The 18,455-nt window shown below is 69.4% G+C and carries 15 protein-coding genes; 5 read left to right on the top strand and 10 right to left on the bottom strand.

Annotated features, from left to right (window positions below; all coding sequences use genetic code 11):
- Nucleotides 1-203: 203 nt before the first annotated feature.
- Genes BH708_RS11725 through BH708_RS11735 form a run of 3 tightly spaced genes read left to right on the top strand, consistent with a single transcriptional unit; the run spans nucleotide 204 to nucleotide 2,865 of the window.
- Nucleotides 204-1,298 carry a LacI family DNA-binding transcriptional regulator gene (locus tag BH708_RS11725; protein WP_076808875.1) on the top strand — a complete coding sequence of 365 codons (1,095 nt, stop codon included), beginning with the start codon at nucleotides 204-206 and terminating at the stop codon, nucleotides 1,296-1,298.
- The gene (locus BH708_RS11730) at nucleotides 1,298-2,101 is read left to right on the top strand and encodes a thymidylate synthase (protein WP_076808877.1); all 804 of its coding nucleotides are present in this window, start codon (nucleotides 1,298-1,300) and stop codon (nucleotides 2,099-2,101) included. The genes BH708_RS11725 and BH708_RS11730 overlap by 1 nt, the downstream gene beginning before the upstream one ends.
- A gap of 50 nt (nucleotides 2,102-2,151) precedes the next feature.
- A complete protein-coding gene (locus BH708_RS11735) occupies nucleotides 2,152-2,865 on the top strand; it encodes a dihydrofolate reductase (protein ID WP_076808882.1) in 714 nt (237 codons plus the stop codon).
- 171 nt (nucleotides 2,866-3,036) lie between these two features.
- Here BH708_RS11735 and BH708_RS11740 read toward each other — a convergent pair whose 3' ends face one another.
- From BH708_RS11740 to chvE, 10 genes are all read right to left on the bottom strand, one after another.
- Nucleotides 3,037-4,005 carry a glycoside hydrolase family 43 protein gene (locus tag BH708_RS11740; RefSeq protein ID WP_076808884.1) on the bottom strand — a complete coding sequence of 323 codons (969 nt, stop codon included), beginning with the start codon at nucleotides 4,003-4,005 and terminating at the stop codon, nucleotides 3,037-3,039.
- The gene (locus BH708_RS11745; protein ID WP_076808885.1) at nucleotides 4,002-4,856 is read right to left on the bottom strand and encodes a carbohydrate ABC transporter permease; all 855 of its coding nucleotides are present in this window, start codon (nucleotides 4,854-4,856) and stop codon (nucleotides 4,002-4,004) included. Before BH708_RS11745 ends, BH708_RS11740 begins: the two co-directional genes overlap by 4 nt.
- The gene (locus BH708_RS11750; protein WP_076808886.1) at nucleotides 4,853-5,890 is read right to left on the bottom strand and encodes a carbohydrate ABC transporter permease; all 1,038 of its coding nucleotides are present in this window, start codon (nucleotides 5,888-5,890) and stop codon (nucleotides 4,853-4,855) included. The genes BH708_RS11745 and BH708_RS11750 overlap by 4 nt, the downstream gene beginning before the upstream one ends.
- The gene (locus tag BH708_RS11755) at nucleotides 5,887-7,143 is read right to left on the bottom strand and encodes an ABC transporter substrate-binding protein (protein ID WP_083713529.1); all 1,257 of its coding nucleotides are present in this window, start codon (nucleotides 7,141-7,143) and stop codon (nucleotides 5,887-5,889) included. The genes BH708_RS11750 and BH708_RS11755 overlap by 4 nt, the downstream gene beginning before the upstream one ends.
- A gap of 341 nt (nucleotides 7,144-7,484) precedes the next feature.
- A complete protein-coding gene (locus tag BH708_RS11760) occupies nucleotides 7,485-8,381 on the bottom strand; it encodes a carbohydrate ABC transporter permease (RefSeq protein WP_076808887.1) in 897 nt (298 codons plus the stop codon).
- 1 nt (nucleotide 8,382) lies between these two features.
- Nucleotides 8,383-9,339, bottom strand: coding sequence for a carbohydrate ABC transporter permease (locus tag BH708_RS11765; protein ID WP_076808888.1), 957 nt, complete (start codon nucleotides 9,337-9,339; stop codon nucleotides 8,383-8,385).
- A gap of 17 nt (nucleotides 9,340-9,356) precedes the next feature.
- Nucleotides 9,357-10,727, bottom strand: coding sequence for an extracellular solute-binding protein (locus tag BH708_RS11770; protein ID WP_083713530.1), 1,371 nt, complete (start codon nucleotides 10,725-10,727; stop codon nucleotides 9,357-9,359).
- A gap of 432 nt (nucleotides 10,728-11,159) precedes the next feature.
- Nucleotides 11,160-12,341, bottom strand: a complete 1,182-nt coding sequence (gene mmsB, locus BH708_RS11775) for a multiple monosaccharide ABC transporter permease (RefSeq protein WP_076808890.1) — start codon at nucleotides 12,339-12,341, stop codon at nucleotides 11,160-11,162.
- A gap of 7 nt (nucleotides 12,342-12,348) precedes the next feature.
- Nucleotides 12,349-13,890 carry a multiple monosaccharide ABC transporter ATP-binding protein gene (gene mmsA / locus BH708_RS11780; RefSeq protein ID WP_076808892.1) on the bottom strand — a complete coding sequence of 514 codons (1,542 nt, stop codon included), beginning with the start codon at nucleotides 13,888-13,890 and terminating at the stop codon, nucleotides 12,349-12,351.
- Between the two features lie 76 nt (nucleotides 13,891-13,966).
- A complete protein-coding gene (gene chvE, locus BH708_RS11785) occupies nucleotides 13,967-15,118 on the bottom strand; it encodes a multiple monosaccharide ABC transporter substrate-binding protein (protein WP_076808895.1) in 1,152 nt (383 codons plus the stop codon).
- Between the two features lie 424 nt (nucleotides 15,119-15,542).
- Here chvE and BH708_RS11790 point away from each other — a divergent pair, with 424 nt between their 5' ends.
- A complete protein-coding gene (locus BH708_RS11790) occupies nucleotides 15,543-16,568 on the top strand; it encodes a LacI family DNA-binding transcriptional regulator (protein WP_076808896.1) in 1,026 nt (341 codons plus the stop codon).
- Between the two features lie 146 nt (nucleotides 16,569-16,714).
- Entirely contained in the window at nucleotides 16,715-18,394 is a 1,680-nt protein-coding gene (locus BH708_RS11795) for a xylulokinase (protein ID WP_076808898.1), read from the top strand.
- Nucleotides 18,395-18,455 lie beyond the last annotated feature (61 nt).

An 18,455-nucleotide genomic window follows, 5' to 3' on the forward strand; every position in this document is an offset into this window, starting at 1 on the left:
GTCCGGCGACGACCATGCAGAGCGGGCCACGACCGGGTCTACAACGTTGCAAACCAGCTTTCCACAGCCATGGCTCGGCGTCAACGGCGAAGCGCCGACGGGCGCGTCCGGGTGATCGACGGTAGCGGGACGCCGGCGGCACGGCGCGACCTCACGGGCCCGCTGCGCACCCGAGCCGGGCCACGGGTGCAAGAATCGACTCCATGCCCCCGCACCCCTCGACCGGCCGTCAGCGCCCTCCTGCGCTGCGCGATGTCGCCGAGCTGGCGGGAGTCTCGATCAAGACCGTCTCCAACGTGGTCAACGAGTACCCCCATGTGCGCGACTCGACGCGCGAGAAGGTGCGGGAGGCGATCCTGCAGGTCGGATACCGTCCCCAGGCCGCGGCGCAGCAGCTGCGCACCGGGGCGAGCAAGATGGTCACCCTGGCGGTGCCGGCACTGACCTTCTCGTACTTCTCCGATCTCGCCCAGGAGTTCATCGACGAGGCGCAGCGGCGCGGGCAGACCGTCGTGCTGCACTCGACCTCCGCTGGCCGCGAGGCTGAACGCACCGTCCTGGAAGGGTTCAACCGCCTGGTCGGCGACGGGGTGATCTTCAATCCGCTGCTCATCGAGGAGGACGTGTTCGCGCGGATGGAGCGCACCACCCAGCCCACGGTCTTCATCGGAGAACATCTGCCCGAACAGCTCCCCCAGGGCAGCGACTACGTGCGGATCGACAATGTGGCCGCCGCCTTCGATGCGACCGCCCATCTGCTGCGGACCGGTCGGCATCGGATCGCGTTCCTCGGCGCGATCGCCACCCGGCACGGCCTGCAGCCGCACAGCTCCGGCTCCCTGCGCCGGGACGGCTACGTCGCCGCGCTGAGCGAGCACGGGCCGGGCGCCGACGCCGCGATCGTGCAGGCGGTCGAGAACTGGCACCGCCATGACGGCTTCTCGGGCGCGCAGGAGCTGATGGCGCGGCATCCGGAGGTGGACGGGATCGTCTGCGGCAACGACGATCTCGCCATCGGTGTGCTCGCGCAGCTGCGGCGACGGGGTCATCGGGTGCCCGAGGACGTCGCGGTGATCGGGTACGACGACACCCCCGACGCCCCCTTCGCCTCCCCGCCGCTGTCCACCATCTCACCGGACAAGCACACGCTCGCCGCGACCGCCCTGGACCTGCTCACCGAGCGGATCCAGGGGCACGACGGGCCCCCACGCGTGCTGGACACCCCGTACACGCTGGTGGTCCGCGAATCCACGACGCCCACCTCCCTCACCACCGCCGATCTCGAGGAGCTGCCCTGATGACCGTCCCGACCCCCTACGAGGACCTCCTGTGCGAGGTGATGGAGACCGGCCACCCCAAGGGCGACCGCACCGGGACCGGCACCCGCAGCCTGTTCGGCAAGCAGATCCGCTACGACCTCTCCGCCGGATTCCCCCTGATCACCACCAAGCGGGTGCACACCCGCTCGATCATCCTCGAGCTGCTGTGGTTCCTGCGCGGGGACACCAACGTGCGCTGGTTGCAGGAGCGCGGCGTGAGCATCTGGGACGAGTGGGCCGACGAGGCAGGCGACCTCGGCCCGGTCTACGGCGCGCAGTGGCGCTCCTGGCCCACCCCCGGTGGCGGCGTGATCGACCAGATCACCGACGTCGTCGAGCAGATCCGCACCGACCCCGACTCGCGCCGGCTGATCGTGACGGCCTGGAACCCGACGGACATCCCGCAGATGGCACTCGCACCCTGCCATGCGCTGTTCCAGTTCGAGGTGCACGACGGGAAGCTGTCCTGCCAGCTGTACCAGCGCAGCGCAGATCTGTTCCTCGGGGTGCCGTTCAACATCGCCAGCTACGCGCTGCTGACGCACATGGTCGCCCAGCAGACCGATCTCGCCGTCGGCGACTTCGTGTGGACCGGCGGCGACTGCCACATCTACGACAACCACCACGAGCAGGTGGAGCGGCAGCTCTCCCGGGAGCCGTTCGCGTACCCGAGCCTGCGGATCGCGCGCCGACCGGACTCGATCCTGGACTACGAGCTCGAGGACTTCGAGATCGTGGACTACCGGCACCACAAGGGCATCAAGGCGCCGGTGGCGGTGTGAGGGCGGCCGACTCCCCGGCCGGCCAGGCACCGACCGCTCCACGGATCGGCATGATCTGGGCGCAGGCCCGGAACGGCGTGATCGGGGACGCCGGCACGATGCCCTGGCACCTGCCCGAGGACCTCAAGCACTTCTCGCGCACCACGAAGGGCTCCCCCGTCGTGATGGGGCGCCGCACCTGGGAGTCGTTCCCGCCGACGTTCCGGCCCCTTCCCGGACGCACGAACATCGTCATCACCAGCGATGACTCCTTCGCCGACGAGGGCGCGCTGCGCACCGGAACGCTCGACGAAGCCCTCGACCAGGCCGCCGCGACTCTCGTCACCGGCGCGGACGACTCGAGCGTCCCGAGCGCACCGAGCACGCCGGGCACCTCGAGCGCTCCGAGCGCTCCGAGCGCACCGGGCACCCCGGGCGCCCCGGGCAGCCCGATGATCTGGGTGATCGGCGGCGGACGCGTGTATCGGGAGGCGATGGATCGTGCCGACCTGCTCGTGGTCACCGAGATCGACCTGGAGATCGACGGGGACACCACGGCGCCGACGATCCCGGCGGATCTCCGCCTGACGGCCACGGACCCGGAGCCTGCGGTGGCAGTTCCGGACCCGGGGACCACACACCCCGCGTCGGCGATCGCAGGCCCTGAGCCATCGGCCGGGCCGCCTGAGCCATCGGCCGCAGGCCCTGAGCCATCGATCGCCGATTCCGCCTGGCACACCTCCCGCACCGGCATCCGCTACCGGATCCTCACCTACCGCCGCTGAGCGCGCACTCGCAGCCACGCCCGCCCGAGGCATCGCCGCAGGCCCGCACGAACAGGTCCGCACGAACAGGCCCGCACACGCAGGCCCGCGCGAACAGGCCCGCACGAACAGGTCCGCACACGCAGGTCCGTACGGTCTGACGCGTCGCTTGGAGCTTCTCCATCCGACGCGTCAGACACCCTGGTCGTGGACCAGCGGCCCGCCCATGTGCACGCTCGGCGCGGAAGCATCGACCACGAGCTCGCGCAGGTGCATGTACCGACCCGTGCGCGCCTCGTCCCAGGCGTGGAAGGCGATCACGTCCTGCCCCTCCGGGCCCACCGTGCAGGAGTTGTGCCCCGGGCCGATGAACTCCGCGTCGCTGCGCAGCAGCACATCCTCCTCCGCGCCCGGGACCGTCCACGGTCCCAGCGGTGAGGTGGCGTATGCCCAGGCGGTGCGATATCCAGGACCTTGCCATGACCCTCCGGAGAAGGTCAGCACCAGCAATCCGTCCCGCACCACCGCGTGAGCTCCCTCGAGCGTGTGCCAGGTGAACCTCCGCCCATACATCTCCCGGTCGCTCTCGAAGATCTGCCAATCGGCATAAGGGGCGAGGACGGCCGCCGTGGAGCCGAGCGATGTGGGCGTCAGCAGCGGCGCGACGGCCAGATGCGTACCCGGCCGTTCGTGGTCGATCACGTCGCGCGCGAAGAACAGCCACCAGCTCCCATCCTCCAGACGGCACGGGGAGGCGTCGATCGCGAACGACTCGTCGGGCGTGAGCACCACCCCCTGGTCGCGGAACGGCCCTTCCGGGGCCTCGGCCCGAGCGACCCGGATCAGGTGCCCGCGCTCCCCGTGCCCCACCGAGTAGTACATCCACCAGACGCCCTCGCGCTCGCACACCTCCGGCGCCCAGTAGGAGTCCCCGGCTTCCGGCGGCAGCGCCTCCAGCACGTTCCCGATGCCGCGCCAGGTCACGAGGTCGTCGGAGACTGCTGCCGGGACGGCCCGCGCCTCGCGGACGGGGCCGGTCCCGTAGGCGATCCAACCGTCGGCCGTGCGGACCACGTCGGGATCCGCCAGCGGGGTCGACCACGCGGGCCGGGCTCGTGCTCGGGGGCCGGACGCCGTCGCGGCGACGGGGCGCCGGCTCATCCTTTCAGCCCCGTCGCCGCGATGCCGGCCACGAGATAGCGCTGCAGCACGAAGAACACGGCCAGCACCGGGATCAGGCTGAGGGTGGCCGCCATGAACAGGCCGCCGTAGTCGAAGGTCTGCGCGGTCAGGAAGGACGAGAGGTAGATCTGCACCGTCATCGCGTTCTGCCCGTCGCCCGCGACCACCAGCGGCCACAGGAACGCGTTCCACGATCCGATCAGCCCCAGCACCGTCAGCGCCGAGGCGAAGGGCAGCGTGTTGGGGAAGACGATGCGGAAGAACGTGCGGAGGTAACCGGCACCGTCGATGTAGGCGGCCTCCTCGATCTCCCGCGGGAAGTTCACGTAGAACTGCCGGAAGAGGAAGACGTTGAAGGCGCTGAACAGGCCGGGGACGATCAGCCCCTGCAGGGTGCCGATCCACCCCAGCGAGGCGACGATGATGAAGTTCGGGACGAACGCCGTCGCCGCCGGAACCAGCAGCACCACGATCACCAGCATGAACATCGGCTTCGCCGCCCGGTGCGGGATCCGCACCAGGGCGTAGCCGGCCAAGGAGGCGATGAGAATCGACAGCGACGTCGAGAGGATCGCCATGATCGCGGAGTTCTGCAGCGCCTCGAGGAACCGTGAGTCCGTCAGCAGCTCGGGGACCCGCTGCCACTGGGGGTCGCTCGGCCACAGGACGAACTCCTGCGAATAGATCTCGTCGTTCGAGGACAGGGCGGTCTTGATCATCGCGTAGAAGGGCACCAGGAACACCAGGGCCAGGAGGGAGGCGATGGCGTAGCGCAGCAGCAGTGAGGCACTGCGGCGATTCTGGCCGACGATGGTGAGCTGAGCGGTCATCGCTGCGCCTCCCGGGCGGGTGAGGACGAGGGCCGACGTGGCCTCCTGGGCAGGAACCGGAGGGGCCCGCGGCGGGGACCGTCGTCGGAGGAGTCGAAGCCCACCAGGTAGGTCTGGAGGAGCCCGGCGATGATCATGATGGCGGTCAGCACCAGGGCCCCGGCAGAGCCGGTCCCGAAGTCCTGCTGGGGTCCGAGGGCGATGTTGTAGAGGTACACCAGCGGGGGTCGGGTCTCGGGGTTGTTGCCGGTGAGGTTGTAGAACTCGTCGAAGGCCTGGAAGGCGGCGATCAGCTGGAGCAGAAGCACGGCCGCGGAGGTCGTGCGCAGCTGCGGCAGGGTGATCATGCGGAACATGCGGAAGCCGCCGGGGCTCAGGCCGTCCACCGCTGCCGCCTCGTACATCTGGCTCGGGATCGCCTGCAGCCCCGCCAGGAACAGGAGCATGTAGAACCCGACCTGCAGCCACAGCCTCACGGAGACCAGCACGATCCACCAGTACGGCGAGGACGACAGCCAGCCGGCGACGGAGTCCACTCCGACCAGGCCCAGCAATGTGTTCACCACGCCCGATTCGAGGCCGTTGAACAACGACAGCCGCCACACCACGCAGGCCACCACGTAGCTGCAGGCGGTGGGCAGGAAGAACACGGAGCGATAGAAGGCCTGGAAGCGGGGCAGCCCGTTGATCAGCACCGCGAGACCCAGGGACGAGGCCATCGTGACCGGGACGATGAACAGCGCGAAGATGATGAACGTGCGCAAGGACTGCAGGAACGCGGTGTCCACGAGGAAGCCGCGGAAGTTCTCCAGGCCCACGAACTTCGTGGGCAGCACGGTGCCGCGCGCCTCGAACAGGCTGAGCGCCCCGCCCCACAGCAGGGGCAGGATCGTGAAGACGCACAGGCCCACCAGGAACGGGGTGAAGAACAGCCAGAAGGCGAGACCATTGCCCTTGATGCGGGTGGGGCCGCTGCGCTCCGGGGCCGGGGCGCTGACCGTGGTGGTGGTGCGCACCCGGGTCGAGGCGCTCACGACCCGATCGCCCGGTTGCTGGCCTCCTCCGCCGCGGCGAGCTCCTCGGCCGGGTCCGCACCGTTCTTGAGGACGTTGCTGATGGCGTCGGCGTGCGGGGTGCTGATCTCGCCGGTCCATTCCGGCGGGCCGGTCACGCCGATCTCCTTGGCCATGGTGGCGATCTCGAGGCCGTTCCCGTCCTTGAGCGCCGCGGCCTCGTCCGCCACGGCGGTCAGGGGCGGGATGTGGAACCCGTAGTTCAGCGCCCAATCGGTCTGGCTGTCGGTCTGATCGATCCAGAGCCACTGAGCGAACGCCTTGGCCGCGTCGACCTTCTCGCTGTTGCCGGCGACCTGCTCGTTCCAGGTCCCCATGAAGGCGACCTGCTTCCCCTCGGAGCCGACGGCCGGATGCGAGAACACCCCGATGTCGTCGAGGGACTCCTCGAGGACGGGCAGCGCCCAGCAACCGCCCCAGGTGATGGCGGAGAGCCCGGCGCCGAAGGCCGCGGGATCGGCCCAGTCCGAGGGTGCACCGGTCAGCAGCACCTCGTCGGCGATCATCTGCTGGATCGCGCCGAGCCCCTCGGCGTAGCCGGGCGTGTTGTAGGCGACCGCATCGCGGGCCTCGTTCATGGGGGTGCCGCCCGCTGCCCAGACCATCGCCCAGCAGCTGGCGTCGAAGTTGTTGCCGAGGAACAGGCCCTTCTGGTCGGGGGTGGTGAGCTCGGTGGCCGCGGCGACGAGGTCGTCGAAGGTCTCCGGCGGTGCGATGCCCGCCTTCTCGAACAGGCTCTTGCGGTAGTAGAAGTGCTGCGGGTCCAGGAGCATCGGGATGCCCCAGATCGCGTCTCCGATGGTCACCGGCCCCAGCGAGGCCTTGTTGAACTGATCCTTCACGGGCTCGACGAGGTCGGTGAGCTCGACGTAGCGTCCCTGTTCGGCCTTGTCGACGTTGATCGTGTTGTTCTCGAAGACGTCCACGCCCCCGCCGGACAGCAGCGCCGTGGACAATCGCGACGCGTAGTCCCCGGTGACCCAGTTGACGCTGACCGCTGCGTCCTCGTAGCCCTCGGCGTACTTCGTGGCGGCTTCCTTGGTGCCGTCCTCGCCGTACTGGTGGTACCACTGCGAGAGCGTCTCGCCCCCGCCACCGCCGCCGTCGGTGAGGCCGCCGGTGTTGCCGCCGCAGGCGGCGAGCCCGGCACCGGCGAGGGTCATCCCGCCGAGCCCGAGAGCTGTGCGTCGTGAGAACTGGTTCCGTCCGAGCATGCCGATCTCCTTCGATGGGCTCCGTGCAGCGCGGCAGTGCGCTGCACCGGCGAGTCTAACGTGGGAATTCGTGGCACACATCACAACTGTGCATCGTTCTGCTGGCGTGGGACGACTGCCCGTCGCCTCTCCTCGGCATGAGGCACCGGGTGCGCATCCCGGCCGACGCCTCGGAGCACCGCCCTCGCACCAGGCTGATCCTCCGGTTCCTCACCGACCGGCGCTGAGCGCGTGCGTCCCTGGGCGTGGAGCGCCCCGAGCCCACCCCGCTCGCCCGTACGGTCTGACGTGTCGGTTCGCCCCCTGCTGTCCGACGCGTCAGACGCCCTGCTCCGGTCAGCTCAGCCCTTCAGCCCGGAGCCGGTCACCCCTTCGACGATCTGGCGCTGGAAGAACATGTACAGCACCACCAGGGGGAGGGCGGCGAGGATCGCGCCGGCCTGGATGTCCGCATAGCGGAGCCCGAAGCTGCCCTGCACCGTGGCCAGGCCGACCGGGATGGTCATCAGGCTGGGGTTGGACAGGACGAACAGAGGCAGCAACAGGTTGTTCCAGGTCCACACGAAGGTCAGGATCGCGACCGCGGCGGTCACCGGGCGCGACAGCGGCATGACCACCGACCAGTAGATCCGCCACAGCCCCGCACCGTCGACCCTCGCGGCATCCTCGAGCTCCTTGGGGATCCCGTCGAAGAACTGCTTGAAGATGAACACCGCGATGACCGAGGGGATCTGCGGGAGGATCACGGCCCAGTACGTGTTCAGCAGCTGCATGACGCGCAGCTCCTGGAACAGCGGCACGATCAGCACCTGGCTGGGGATCATCAGGCCCATGATGATCAGCAGGTACATGGCAGCGCGCCCCCGGAACTGCAGGCGGGAGAGGGCGAAGGCGGCCATGGAGGCGAACAGCAGCGTCAGTGCGGCGGTGACCACCGAGGTCAGGAAGCTGGAGAGGTACCAGTTCCAGATGTCGCCCTGGCGCATCAGGCCCAGGTAGGACTCCAGCGTCGGGCTGACGTCGGTCAGGATCTCCTGGGCGCCCAGCGCGGCGACGCCGTTGTCGGTCACCGAGGTCTTGATCGCGAACAGGCTGGGGATCAGCCACATGATCGCGAGGACGACCAGGATGATGCCGGTGACCGTGGTGAAGGTCTTCCCGCTGGCCCGCATGCGCGGGGCCGGGGCGGCGCCGGAGACTCCGGCGCGTCGGGAGGGACGGGTCTCGATCGTGGCCATGTCAGGAGGCCTCCTCACGCTTGGTGCCGACGCGGCTGACGACCTGCTGGACGATGGCGATGACCAGGATGATCAGGAACAGCAGCACCGAGGCCGCGGAGGCCGCGCCGACCCTGTTGTCCGTGAACGCCGTGTTGGTGATCAGACCCAGGGAGACCTGCGTCGAGATGCCGGGCCCACCCGCCGTCATCAGATAGACCTGGTCGAAGATCTTCAGGCTGGCGATGATCTGCAGCAGGATGACCAGCCCGGTGGTGCGGTTCAGCAGCGGGACGGTGACCCGTCGGATCTGCTGCCAGGGCGTGGCCCCGTCGACCGCGGCGGCCTCGTACAGCTCCCGGGGGATCTCCTGCAGACCCGCGAGGTAGAGCACGAAGTTGAAGCCGATGGTCCACCAGATGGTCGCGATGGCGATGCCGATCATCGCGGTGCTGGGGCTCGCCAGGATGCCCGCCCCCGGGTCCATGCCGATGAGCGTCGCCGGCAGGGACCACAGGCCCGAGGACGGGGTGAAGATGAAGACCCAGATCAGGGAGATCGTCGCCGAGGGCAGGATGAACGGCAAGAAGAAGGCCAGGCGGAAGAACCATTGGCCGCGGGAAGCGCGGTTGGTCAGCACCGCCAGGACGAAGGAGAGGATCACCAGCGGCGGCACGGTGTACAGGGTGAACTGGAGGGTGTGCCACAGCGAGGACCAGAAGTCGTCGCGGCCGAACATCTCGAGGTAGTTGTCGAACCCTGCGAAGGATCCGAGGCCCGCGTGGACCGTCGAGGTGTTGAAGAAGCTCGCGACGAACATCCAGATCATCGGTCCGACCATGAAGGCCGCGTAGACGAGGGCGAACGGGGCGAGGAACAGCCAGGCCTGGGGCGTCCTGCGCTGCACCTTCCCTCCCTGCCCGGCGCGAGGGGGCGCCGTCTCGCCGGTGGCGGATGCGGTGGGAGACATCGTGGTCATGAGGTATGCCTTCCGGGTCAGAGCGGGCTGGGCGTCGAGGTGTAGATCGCGAGCTGGTCGCGGATGGCCGCCAAGGCCTGCTCGGGGCTGAGCACACCCTGCTGGACCAGACCCAGCTGAGCGCCGACGGTGTCCTCGAAGGTCGAGCCGGACCCGCCGTACCAGGCCGGATCGTCGTAGACGGCGAAGTCCGCGGAGTCGGCGTAGTAGCGCTGCGGTTCGAGGGCGAGGTACTCCTCGCTCTCGGCCGTCGGCAGGTAGGCGGGGATGTGACCGCCCTCGGCCCAGGTCATGCTCTGGTCGAGCATGACCTTGATGAACTCCATCGCCTGCCGACGCTGCTGCGGGGAGCGGTCCTTGTGCGGGAGGATGAAGGTGTGGGAGTCCGCCTGGACGGCGGACCGCTCGAAGATCTGCGGGATCGACACCATCCCGAAGTTCAGCCCCTCGATCGACTGCGCGGTGGAGATCTCCCACTCGCCCTGCAGGTAGAACCCGGCCTTCCCGGTGAACATCGCGGTCTGGGAGGTCGCGTAGTCCAGGCCCCGGTTGAGCCATCCCTGACCGACCCAGTCCTGGACCTTCCCCATCACCTCGAGGAAGGTGGGCTCGTCGACGCTGATGGTGGCGCCGTCGTCGGACAGGAACGGGGTCGCGGACTCGAACTGGTTGTACAGCGTCCAGAAGAACCGCCAGGGCGTGGCGGTCTCGGACACGTTCGCCACCGTCATCGCGGTGCCACCGGTGACCTCGCTGATCGCGGCCAGGGCCGCCTCGAAGGTGTCGAGGCCGTCGAGGTCCACCAGCAGTCCGTCGCCGTCCAGCAGCCCCGCCTCCTCGCACACGTCCTTGTTGTAGAAGAGCGTGAACGGGTGGGTGTCCAGGGGGATCGCGATGTTCTGGTCGTCGGTGCGCTGTGTGGTCCAGGCCTGCTCGTTGAAGTCCGCGGTCGACAGGCCGACGCCGGCGAGGTCCTCCTCGGTGATCGGGTCCAGGAGTCCGCCGCTCCACAACGGCTTGGCACGCGTGAGGTGAGCGACCGCGACGTCCGGCGGCTGGTTGCCGACGGTCGCCAGGGTCAGCTTCGAGTAGTAGGGGTTGCCCCAGGTGAGCGTGGTGGCCTGGAGGGAGTCGGGCCCGTAGAGGTCGCGGTAGCCCTGCTGCATGTCCTGCATGCGCACGCCGTCGCCACCGCCGAACAGGTTCCAGTAGATCAGCGTCGAGGGGTCCAGCTGGGTGCCCAGCAGGCCGGCGGCCAGCGGGGTGGAGCAGCCGGCCAGCGGCAGGGCCGTGGCGGCGAGGGCTCCGGCTCCCAGCAGTCGGCGTCGACTGATCCCCGAGCCGGCTCCGGGTCGGTGCGGGACTGAGCGGGGTGGACGATTCCTCATCTCATCACTCCATCGGGATCGGGCACCCGGGCCGCCCGGTGGCGGCAGCATGGGACGGGTCGGACAGGAGCTCGGGGCGGGCCGCGGGCGACGTCGCTTCGGATGGCATCCCCGCAGGCCCGCGCGCCCCTGTGCGCGCACGCCCCGGCGATGCCGCGATGCGCGGGTCGCGCGCCCGGCCGACGGGGCCGATGCGACGCGTGCCCTGCATCACATGAGCTACTTTACATCGTTGCAGGGTCCGACACAAAGATCCGACGCAGCGCTCCGACACCGCGCTCCGACGCACCCCGGCCATGCCCCCGCCGCACCCCTAGAAACAGCACGTGACCTGCGTAGACGACGACGGCGCCCCGGGCACCTCCTGCGAGGTGCCCGGGACGCCGTGCCCCGGGCTCGTCGGCCGCCCGCCTGGTGCGGGTCGGCCGCCGCTCAGCTTCCGGACGTCGAGCGCTTCTTGTTCCAGACATCGAAGGCCACGGCCACCAGCAGCACGACACCGCGCACCACCGACTGCGTGGACTGGTCGATGCCCATGATCGACATGCCGTTGGACATCACGGCCATGATCAGACCGCCGATGATCGCGCCGTGCACCTTGCCGATGCCGCCGGTCACCGCCGCACCGCCGATGAAGGCGGCGGCGATGGCGTCGAGCTCGAACATGTTGCCGGCACCCGGCTGGGCACTGTTGGACCGTGCCGAGTAGACGATGCCCGCGACCGCGGAGAGCAGGCCCATGTTCACGAACAGCCACATGTTCACCCGGCGCGTCTTGACGCCGGACAGCTGCGCGGCCTGGAGGTTGCCGCCCATCGCGTAGATGTGCCGACCGAAGATCGTGCGCTGGCTGATGAACCCGTAGATGAGGATCAGCGCGGCCAGCAGGATCAGCACCACCGGCAGGCCGCGGGAGTGCGCGAGCTGCCAGGCGAAGGCCATGACCACCACGGCCACGGCGGCGTTCTTCAGCCAGAACAGGAACAGGGCTTCGACCGGCTGCTTGTACTTCAGCTTCGCGAGCCGGCCGCGGTACTGCTGGATCGCGAAGACGACCACCAGGGCCGCAGCCAGGAACAGGGTGAAGGCGTCGAACCCTCTCCCGCCCAGCAGGCCGTTGAGGAAACCGCCGGAGATGTACTGGTACTGGGGCGGGAACGGGGAGAGCGAGACGCTCCCCAGCACCTGCAGGGTCATGCCGCGGAAGATGAGCATGCCCGCGAGGGTGACGATGAAGGCGGGGATGCCGACGTAGGCGACCCAGAAGCCCTGCCACAGCCCCACCAGCACGCCGGTGCCGAGTGCCGCCAGCACGCCGACCCACCAGGGCATCCCCCAGCTGATCACCACGACCGCGGCGACGCCGCCGGTCAGCGCGACCACCGAGCCCACCGACAGGTCGATGTGCCCGGCCACGATGATCAGCACCATGCCGATCGCGAGGATCAGGATGTAGGAGTACTGCAGCACCAGGTTGGTGAGGTTGCCCGGGCTCAGCAGCGCACCGCCCGTGAGGATCGTGAACAGCACGACGATGAACACGAAAGCGATGTAGATGCCGCTCTGGCGCAGGTTTCGCGTCAGCAGCTCTTTGATGTCAGAAGTTCCGGCCATGAGGCGCTCACTCCCTCTCCATGGTCATGAGCTCCATGAGGCGCTCCTGCGTGGCGTCCTGCGAGGTCACCTCACCGGTGATCCGCCCCGCGGACAGTGTGTAGATGCGATCGGCCAGTCCCATCACCTCGGGCAGCTCCGAGGAGATGACGATGATGGCCTTGCCCGCCTCGGCGAGCTCGTTGATGATCGTGTAGATCTCGAACTTGGCGCCGACGTCGACGCCGCGGGTGGGCTCGTCGAGGATCAGCAGGTCCGGCTCGGTGAACAGCCACTTGCTGAGCACCACCTTCTGCTGATTGCCGCCGGAGAGCTTGCCGACCTGCGCCATGACGCTGGGCGCCTTGATGTTCAGCGAGGAGCGGAAGCGCTCGGCGACCGCGATCTCCTCGTTCTGATTGATCCAGCCCCCGCTGGTGACCTTCGTCAGCCCGGCCGCGGTGACGTTGGTGCGGATGTCCTGGATCAGGTTCAGCCCGAACTGCTTGCGGTCCTCGGAGACGTAGGCGATGCCGGCGGCGATGGCGTCGGCGACGGTGCGCAGCCGCACCGGGCGGCCGTGCACCGAGACGGAGCCGGAGATGTCCTGGCCGTAGGACTCGCCGAACACGCTCATGGCGAGCTCGGTGCGGCCGGCGCCCATCAGCCCGGCGATGCCGACCACCTCGCCGGCGCGGACGTTCAGCGCTGCCCCGTCGACGACGGTGCGGCCCGGTTGCGTGGGGTGACCGACGTGCCAGTCCTCGATCCGCAGGATCTCCTCCCCGATCTCGGCACGGCGCTCCGGGTAGAGGTTGTCGATGTCGCGTCCGACCATGCCCTTGATCAGACGTGGGACGAGGCCGGAGCGCTCGCCCTCGGGCACGTGCATGTCGATGGTCTCGATGGTCGTGCCGTCGCGGATGACGGTCGTGGCATCGGCGACCGAGGCGATCTCCCCCAGCTTGTGGGAGATGATGATGCAGGTGACGCCCTCGTCGCGCAGGCCGCGGATGAGGCCCAGCAGGTGCTCGGAGTCGTCGTCGTTCAGCGCGGCGGTGGGCTCGTCGAGGATCAGCAGGCGCACGTTCTTCGAGAGCGCCTTGGCGATCTCGACGAGCTGTTGCTTGCCCACGCCCAACTGGCCGACGGGCGTCACCGACTTCTCGGTCAGCCCCACGCGCTGAAGCAGCTCGGCGGCCCGGGCGTTGGTCTCGTGCCAGCTGATCACGCCGCCCCGGGACTGCTCGTTGCCGAGGAAGATGTTCTCGGCGATGGAGAGGTGGGGCACCAGGGCGAGCTCCTGGTGGATGATCACGATGCCTTCGGCCTCGGAGTCGTTGATGGTCGAGAAGCGGACGGGGTGGCCGCGGAAACGGATCTCGCCCTCGTAGGAGCCGGCCGGCTCGACGCCGGAGAGCACCTTCATGAGCGTGGACTTGCCGGCGCCGTTCTCGCCGCAGATGGCATGGATCTCCCCGTCGTCGACCGTCAAGGACACGTCGTCGAGCGCGGTGACCCCGGGGAACCGCTTGGTGATGGAGCGCATCTCGAGGATGTGTTCGGTCACGGGACCCTCCTTCGGGCAGGGAGGCCCCGGCGCGCGCGGTCGCGCCGCCGGGACCTCGTCGGATACGGGATGCGGTTCAGAGCTGCCCGGACTCGACCTGCTCCTCGGTGTAGTACCCGGACTCGACGAGGATCTCCTCGTAGTTGCTCTCCAGGACCATCTGCACCGGGAGCAGGTACGACGGCACGACCTTCACGCCGTTGTCGTAGGTCTCGGTGTCGTTGGCCTCGGGATCCTCGCCCTTCAGCATGGACTCACAGGCGACGATGGCCCGCTCGGCGAGTTCCCGGGTGTCCTTGAAGATCGTCGAGTGCTGGACGCCGTCGGCGATCAGCTTGATCGACGCGATCTCGGCATCCTGGCCGGTCACGATCGGCAGCCCCTCCTCGATCGTCGGTCCGCGGCCCGTGTTCTGCAGGGCGTTGATGATGCCGCGCGAGAGCGGATCCGCCGGAGCCAGCACACCGGACAGCTCCTCGCCGCTGTTGTAGTAGGTGGTCAGCAGGGTCTCCATGCGCTTCTGCGCGGTCTCCTGCTCCCAGCGCTGGGTGGCGGCCTGCTCGATGTCGGTCTGCTTCGAGGGAACGACGAGGGTGCCGTCGTCCAAGTACGGCTGGAGGGTGTCGATCGCGCCCTTCCAGAACAGGTGGGCGTTGTTGTCGTCCAGCGAGCCGGCGAACAGCTCCACGTTCAGCGGTCCCTCGGGGGCGTCGTCGGCCGGCTCGAACTCCTCGTCCAGCAGGCCGAGCCCGAACATCAGGGCGTTGGCCTGGCTCACACCCACCTTGTAGTTGTCGAAGGTGACGTAGAAGTCGACGTTCTCGCTGTCGGTGAGCAGCCGGTCGTAGGCGACCACCGGGATGCCCTGCGAGGCGGCGTTGTCCAGCTGCGCCGAGAGGGACGCCCCGTCGATCGAGGCGATCAGCAGGGCGGCCACGCCGCTGTTGATCATCTGGTCGATCTGCTGCTGCTGGGTGGGGATGTCGTCCTGGGCGTACTGCATGTCGACCTTGTAGCCCTTGTCCTCCAGGCCCTTCTTGATGTTGGCGCCGTCGGCCACCCACCGCTCGTAGGTCTCGGTGGGCATCGCGACGCCGACGGTCTGGTCGCTGGGCGCGGCATCGGGGTCGGGCCCGCCCGATCCGGCTCCCTCGCCACCGCAGGCCGCCAGCCCCAGGGCAGCCGCAGCGACCGAGGTCCCGATCAGGAAGTTTCTCCGGTTGTGCATGGTGTCTCCTTGTCGAAATCGCCATCCGCCGCCTGGCAGGAGTGATTCCCTCCTGCGCTGCGCACTGAGCCCTGACGCCGGGAGCAGCAGCTTCGCCGCCCGAGGTGCCGGTGGTGCGTCGGCGAGGGTGTCCGGGTCGGGGGTAGACCCGTTCCCGGTGGTCCGCACGCCGCCGGTGGCGTGGGGCACATCGAATGATAACGTTCACATTCAGTCAGATGTCAACGGGAGCGCGTTCGTCGCGGGTCACAAGTCAGCAACGACTTACCACTGGTCAATTAGGAAGGACGGCGCGACCTGCTGTAAAACGGTTGCCCTGGTCAGGCCCACAACTCGCGGATCATGCGCCCGCGCGGCCAGCCGCTCTCGACAGGAGCTCTCGACAGGAGCTCTCGGCCGGCGCTCTCGACAGGAAGGAGCAGGCATGGATGGCACCCCCCGCCGCCCCTCCATGGCCGACGTCGCCGCACGCGCCGGGGTCTCGTACCAGACGGTCTCCCGGGTGCTCAACGAGCCGCAGATCGTGCGGCCGACGACCCGCGATCGAGTGCTCGAGTCGATCTCGGCGCTCGGGTACACCCGCAATCGCGCCGCCCGCGCCCTGAAGACCACCCGGTCCTCCCTGATCGGGATGCTCACGGACGGCTCTTCGCTGTTCGGGCCGGCGGAGACGACGACCGCGATCGAGTCCGCCGCCCGGGAGGCCGGGTACTCCGTGCTGCTGACCACGGTCGGCGCGCGCGAGGACGGCGATCGCGAGATCGGCTCCGAGCTGCTGGGCTCGGGGGCCGACGGGATCCTCGTGGTCGCGGCTCACGAGGGCATGGTCCCCGCCGTGGCCACCGCCGCCCGCTCCACCCCGGTCGTCGCCGTCTCGGCGCAGGCGCCCGAGGTCGCGGGGGTCGAGGTGGTCGGCGTGGATCAGCAGCTCGGGGCGCGGCTGGTGGTCGAACATCTGGCGCGCACGGGCGCCCGGTCGGTGGTCCACCTCAGCGGCCCGCAGGACTGGTTCGACGCCCGCGCCCGGCTGGACGGCTTCCGGTCGGTCGCGCGGGAGCTCGGGCTCGAGGCCTCCGTCGTGGGCCCGGGGGACTGGAATCCGCGCTCCGGCTACGAGCTGACGACCTCGCTGGCGGCCGAGGGCAGCCTTCCTGATGCGATCTTCGCGGCGAACGACATGATGGCGATCGGGGTGCTGCACGCCCTGCACCAGCGCGGGCTGCGGGTGCCCGAGGACGTCGCCGTGGTCGGCTTCGACAACACGGTCGGCGCGGAGTTCCTCGTCCCCTCGCTGACCACGGTCTCCCAACCGTTCGCCGAGCTGGGACGCCTCGCTCTCGAGCGCCTGCTGTGCCTGCTGGAGGGGCGCGAGGTCCCCGCGAGCACCCCGCGCACCCTGCCGCCGCGCCTGGTGGTGCGCCGCTCCACTCGCCCCGAACGCTCGCACTGACCGCGTCCGCGCCGCGGATCACCCTCAGACGTCCGCGCCCCGTCCTGATCCGGCGTCACCCCCGCTGCCCGGGCCGACGCCGGCGCCCGCCCCTCACCGGGATGTGAACGTTGACATAGTCCTTCCCGGGCTGGTCTCATAGCGCCATGATGCACGATGCCGTGTCCGCACCGGACCACACTCCCGTCGATCCTGCCGCCGTCCTGCGCGAAGGGCGCGCTCACCTCGGGATCGAACTGGGCTCGACCCGGATCAAGGCGGCTCTCGTCGACGATACCGGCACCGTGCTCGGCACCGGCTCGCATGCCTGGGAGAACGAACTCGTCGAGGAGAACTGGACCTATTCGCTCGAGGAGGCCTGGGACGGGATCCGCGACTGCTACGCCGACCTCGTGCGGGACGTGCGCGAGCGCCACGGGGTGGAGCTGACGCACTTGGCGAGCATCGGCATCTCCGCGATGATGCACGGCTACCTCGCCCTCGACGCCGACGGCGAACTGCTGACCCCCTTCCGCACCTGGCGCAATACCTACACGGCCGATGCAGCGGCCCTGCTGAGCCGCACCTTCGCGCTGAACATCCCGCTGCGCTGGAGCGTCTCGCACCTGATGCATGCGATCCTCGGCGGGGAGGAGCACGTGCAGAGGATCGACGCCCTGACCACCTTGGCCGGCTCCGTGCACCAGCGCCTGACCGGGCGCCGGGTGCTGGGGGTGGGCGACGCCAGCGGGATGTTCCCGATCGCCGCCTCGGGCACGGACTACGACCCCGCGCTGCTCGAGCGCTTCGCGGCCCTCGACGAGGTCGCGGGCATGCCCTGGTCCCTGCCGCAGATCCTGCCCGAGGTGCTCACCGCCGGACAGGACGCCGGCTCCCTGACCGCAGAGGGCGCCGCCCTGCTGGACCCCACCGGAGCCCTGCAGCCCGGCGCCGTGGCCGCGCCGCCCGAGGGGGACGCCGGCACCGGGATGGTCGCCACCCAGGCCGTGGACCCGCGCACGGGCAACGTCTCGGCGGGCACCAGCGCTTTCGCGATGGTGGTCCTGGAGGGCCCGCTGTCCGGGCCGCGGGAGGAGATCGACCTGGTCACCACGCCGGCCGGTGATCCGGTGGCGATGATCCACACCAACAACTGCACCACCGACCTCGACGCCTGGCTCGCTCTCTTCTCCCGCTTCGCCGAGCTCATCGGCCATCCCGTCGGCCCCGAGGAGCTCTACGGAGCCCTGTTCGGGGCGGGAGCCGCGGGCGAGGTGGACGCCGGCGGGGTGCTGTCCTACAACTACGTCTCCGGGGAGCACCAGACGGGCGTGCCCTCCGGCCGCCCCCTGCTGGTGCGCGAGCAGGAGGCCCGCTTCACCCTCGAGAACTTCATGCGCTCCCAGCTGTACGGCGCCTTCGGAGCGCTCGCGGTGGGCATGGAGGCTCTGCTGGAGGACGAAGGGGTCCAGCTCGACGTCATGTACGCCCACGGCGGCATCTTCCGCACGCAGGGCGTCGCCCAGCAGGTGCTGGCCGACGCCCTGGCCACGCCCGTCGCCGTCGGCGAGTCCGCGGGCGAGGGCGGGGCCTGGGGCATGGCACTGCTGGCCGCCTTCACCGCGCGGCAGCAGGCAGGGTCGGACCGGAGCGCCGGGTCACACCGGGACGACGGGGCACCGGCCGCGGAATCGCTCAGTGATTTCCTCGCCCAGCAGGTCTTCGCCTCCCAGGAGCTGGGCACGCTCCAGCCCGAGGAGTCCGGCATGACCGGTCACGCGTCGTGGCTGGAGGGATACCGCACGGGCCTGCAGGTCGAGCGCCTGGCCGGTGAGGTCCTGGGCTGAGACCAGCCCTCCCCGCGCATCCGTCCCCCCCCCCCGTCCGCGACCGGCCTGATCCAGGAGC

Source organism: Brachybacterium sp. P6-10-X1 (assembly GCF_001969445.1).
Classification (GTDB): Bacteria; Actinomycetota; Actinomycetes; order Actinomycetales; family Dermabacteraceae; genus Brachybacterium.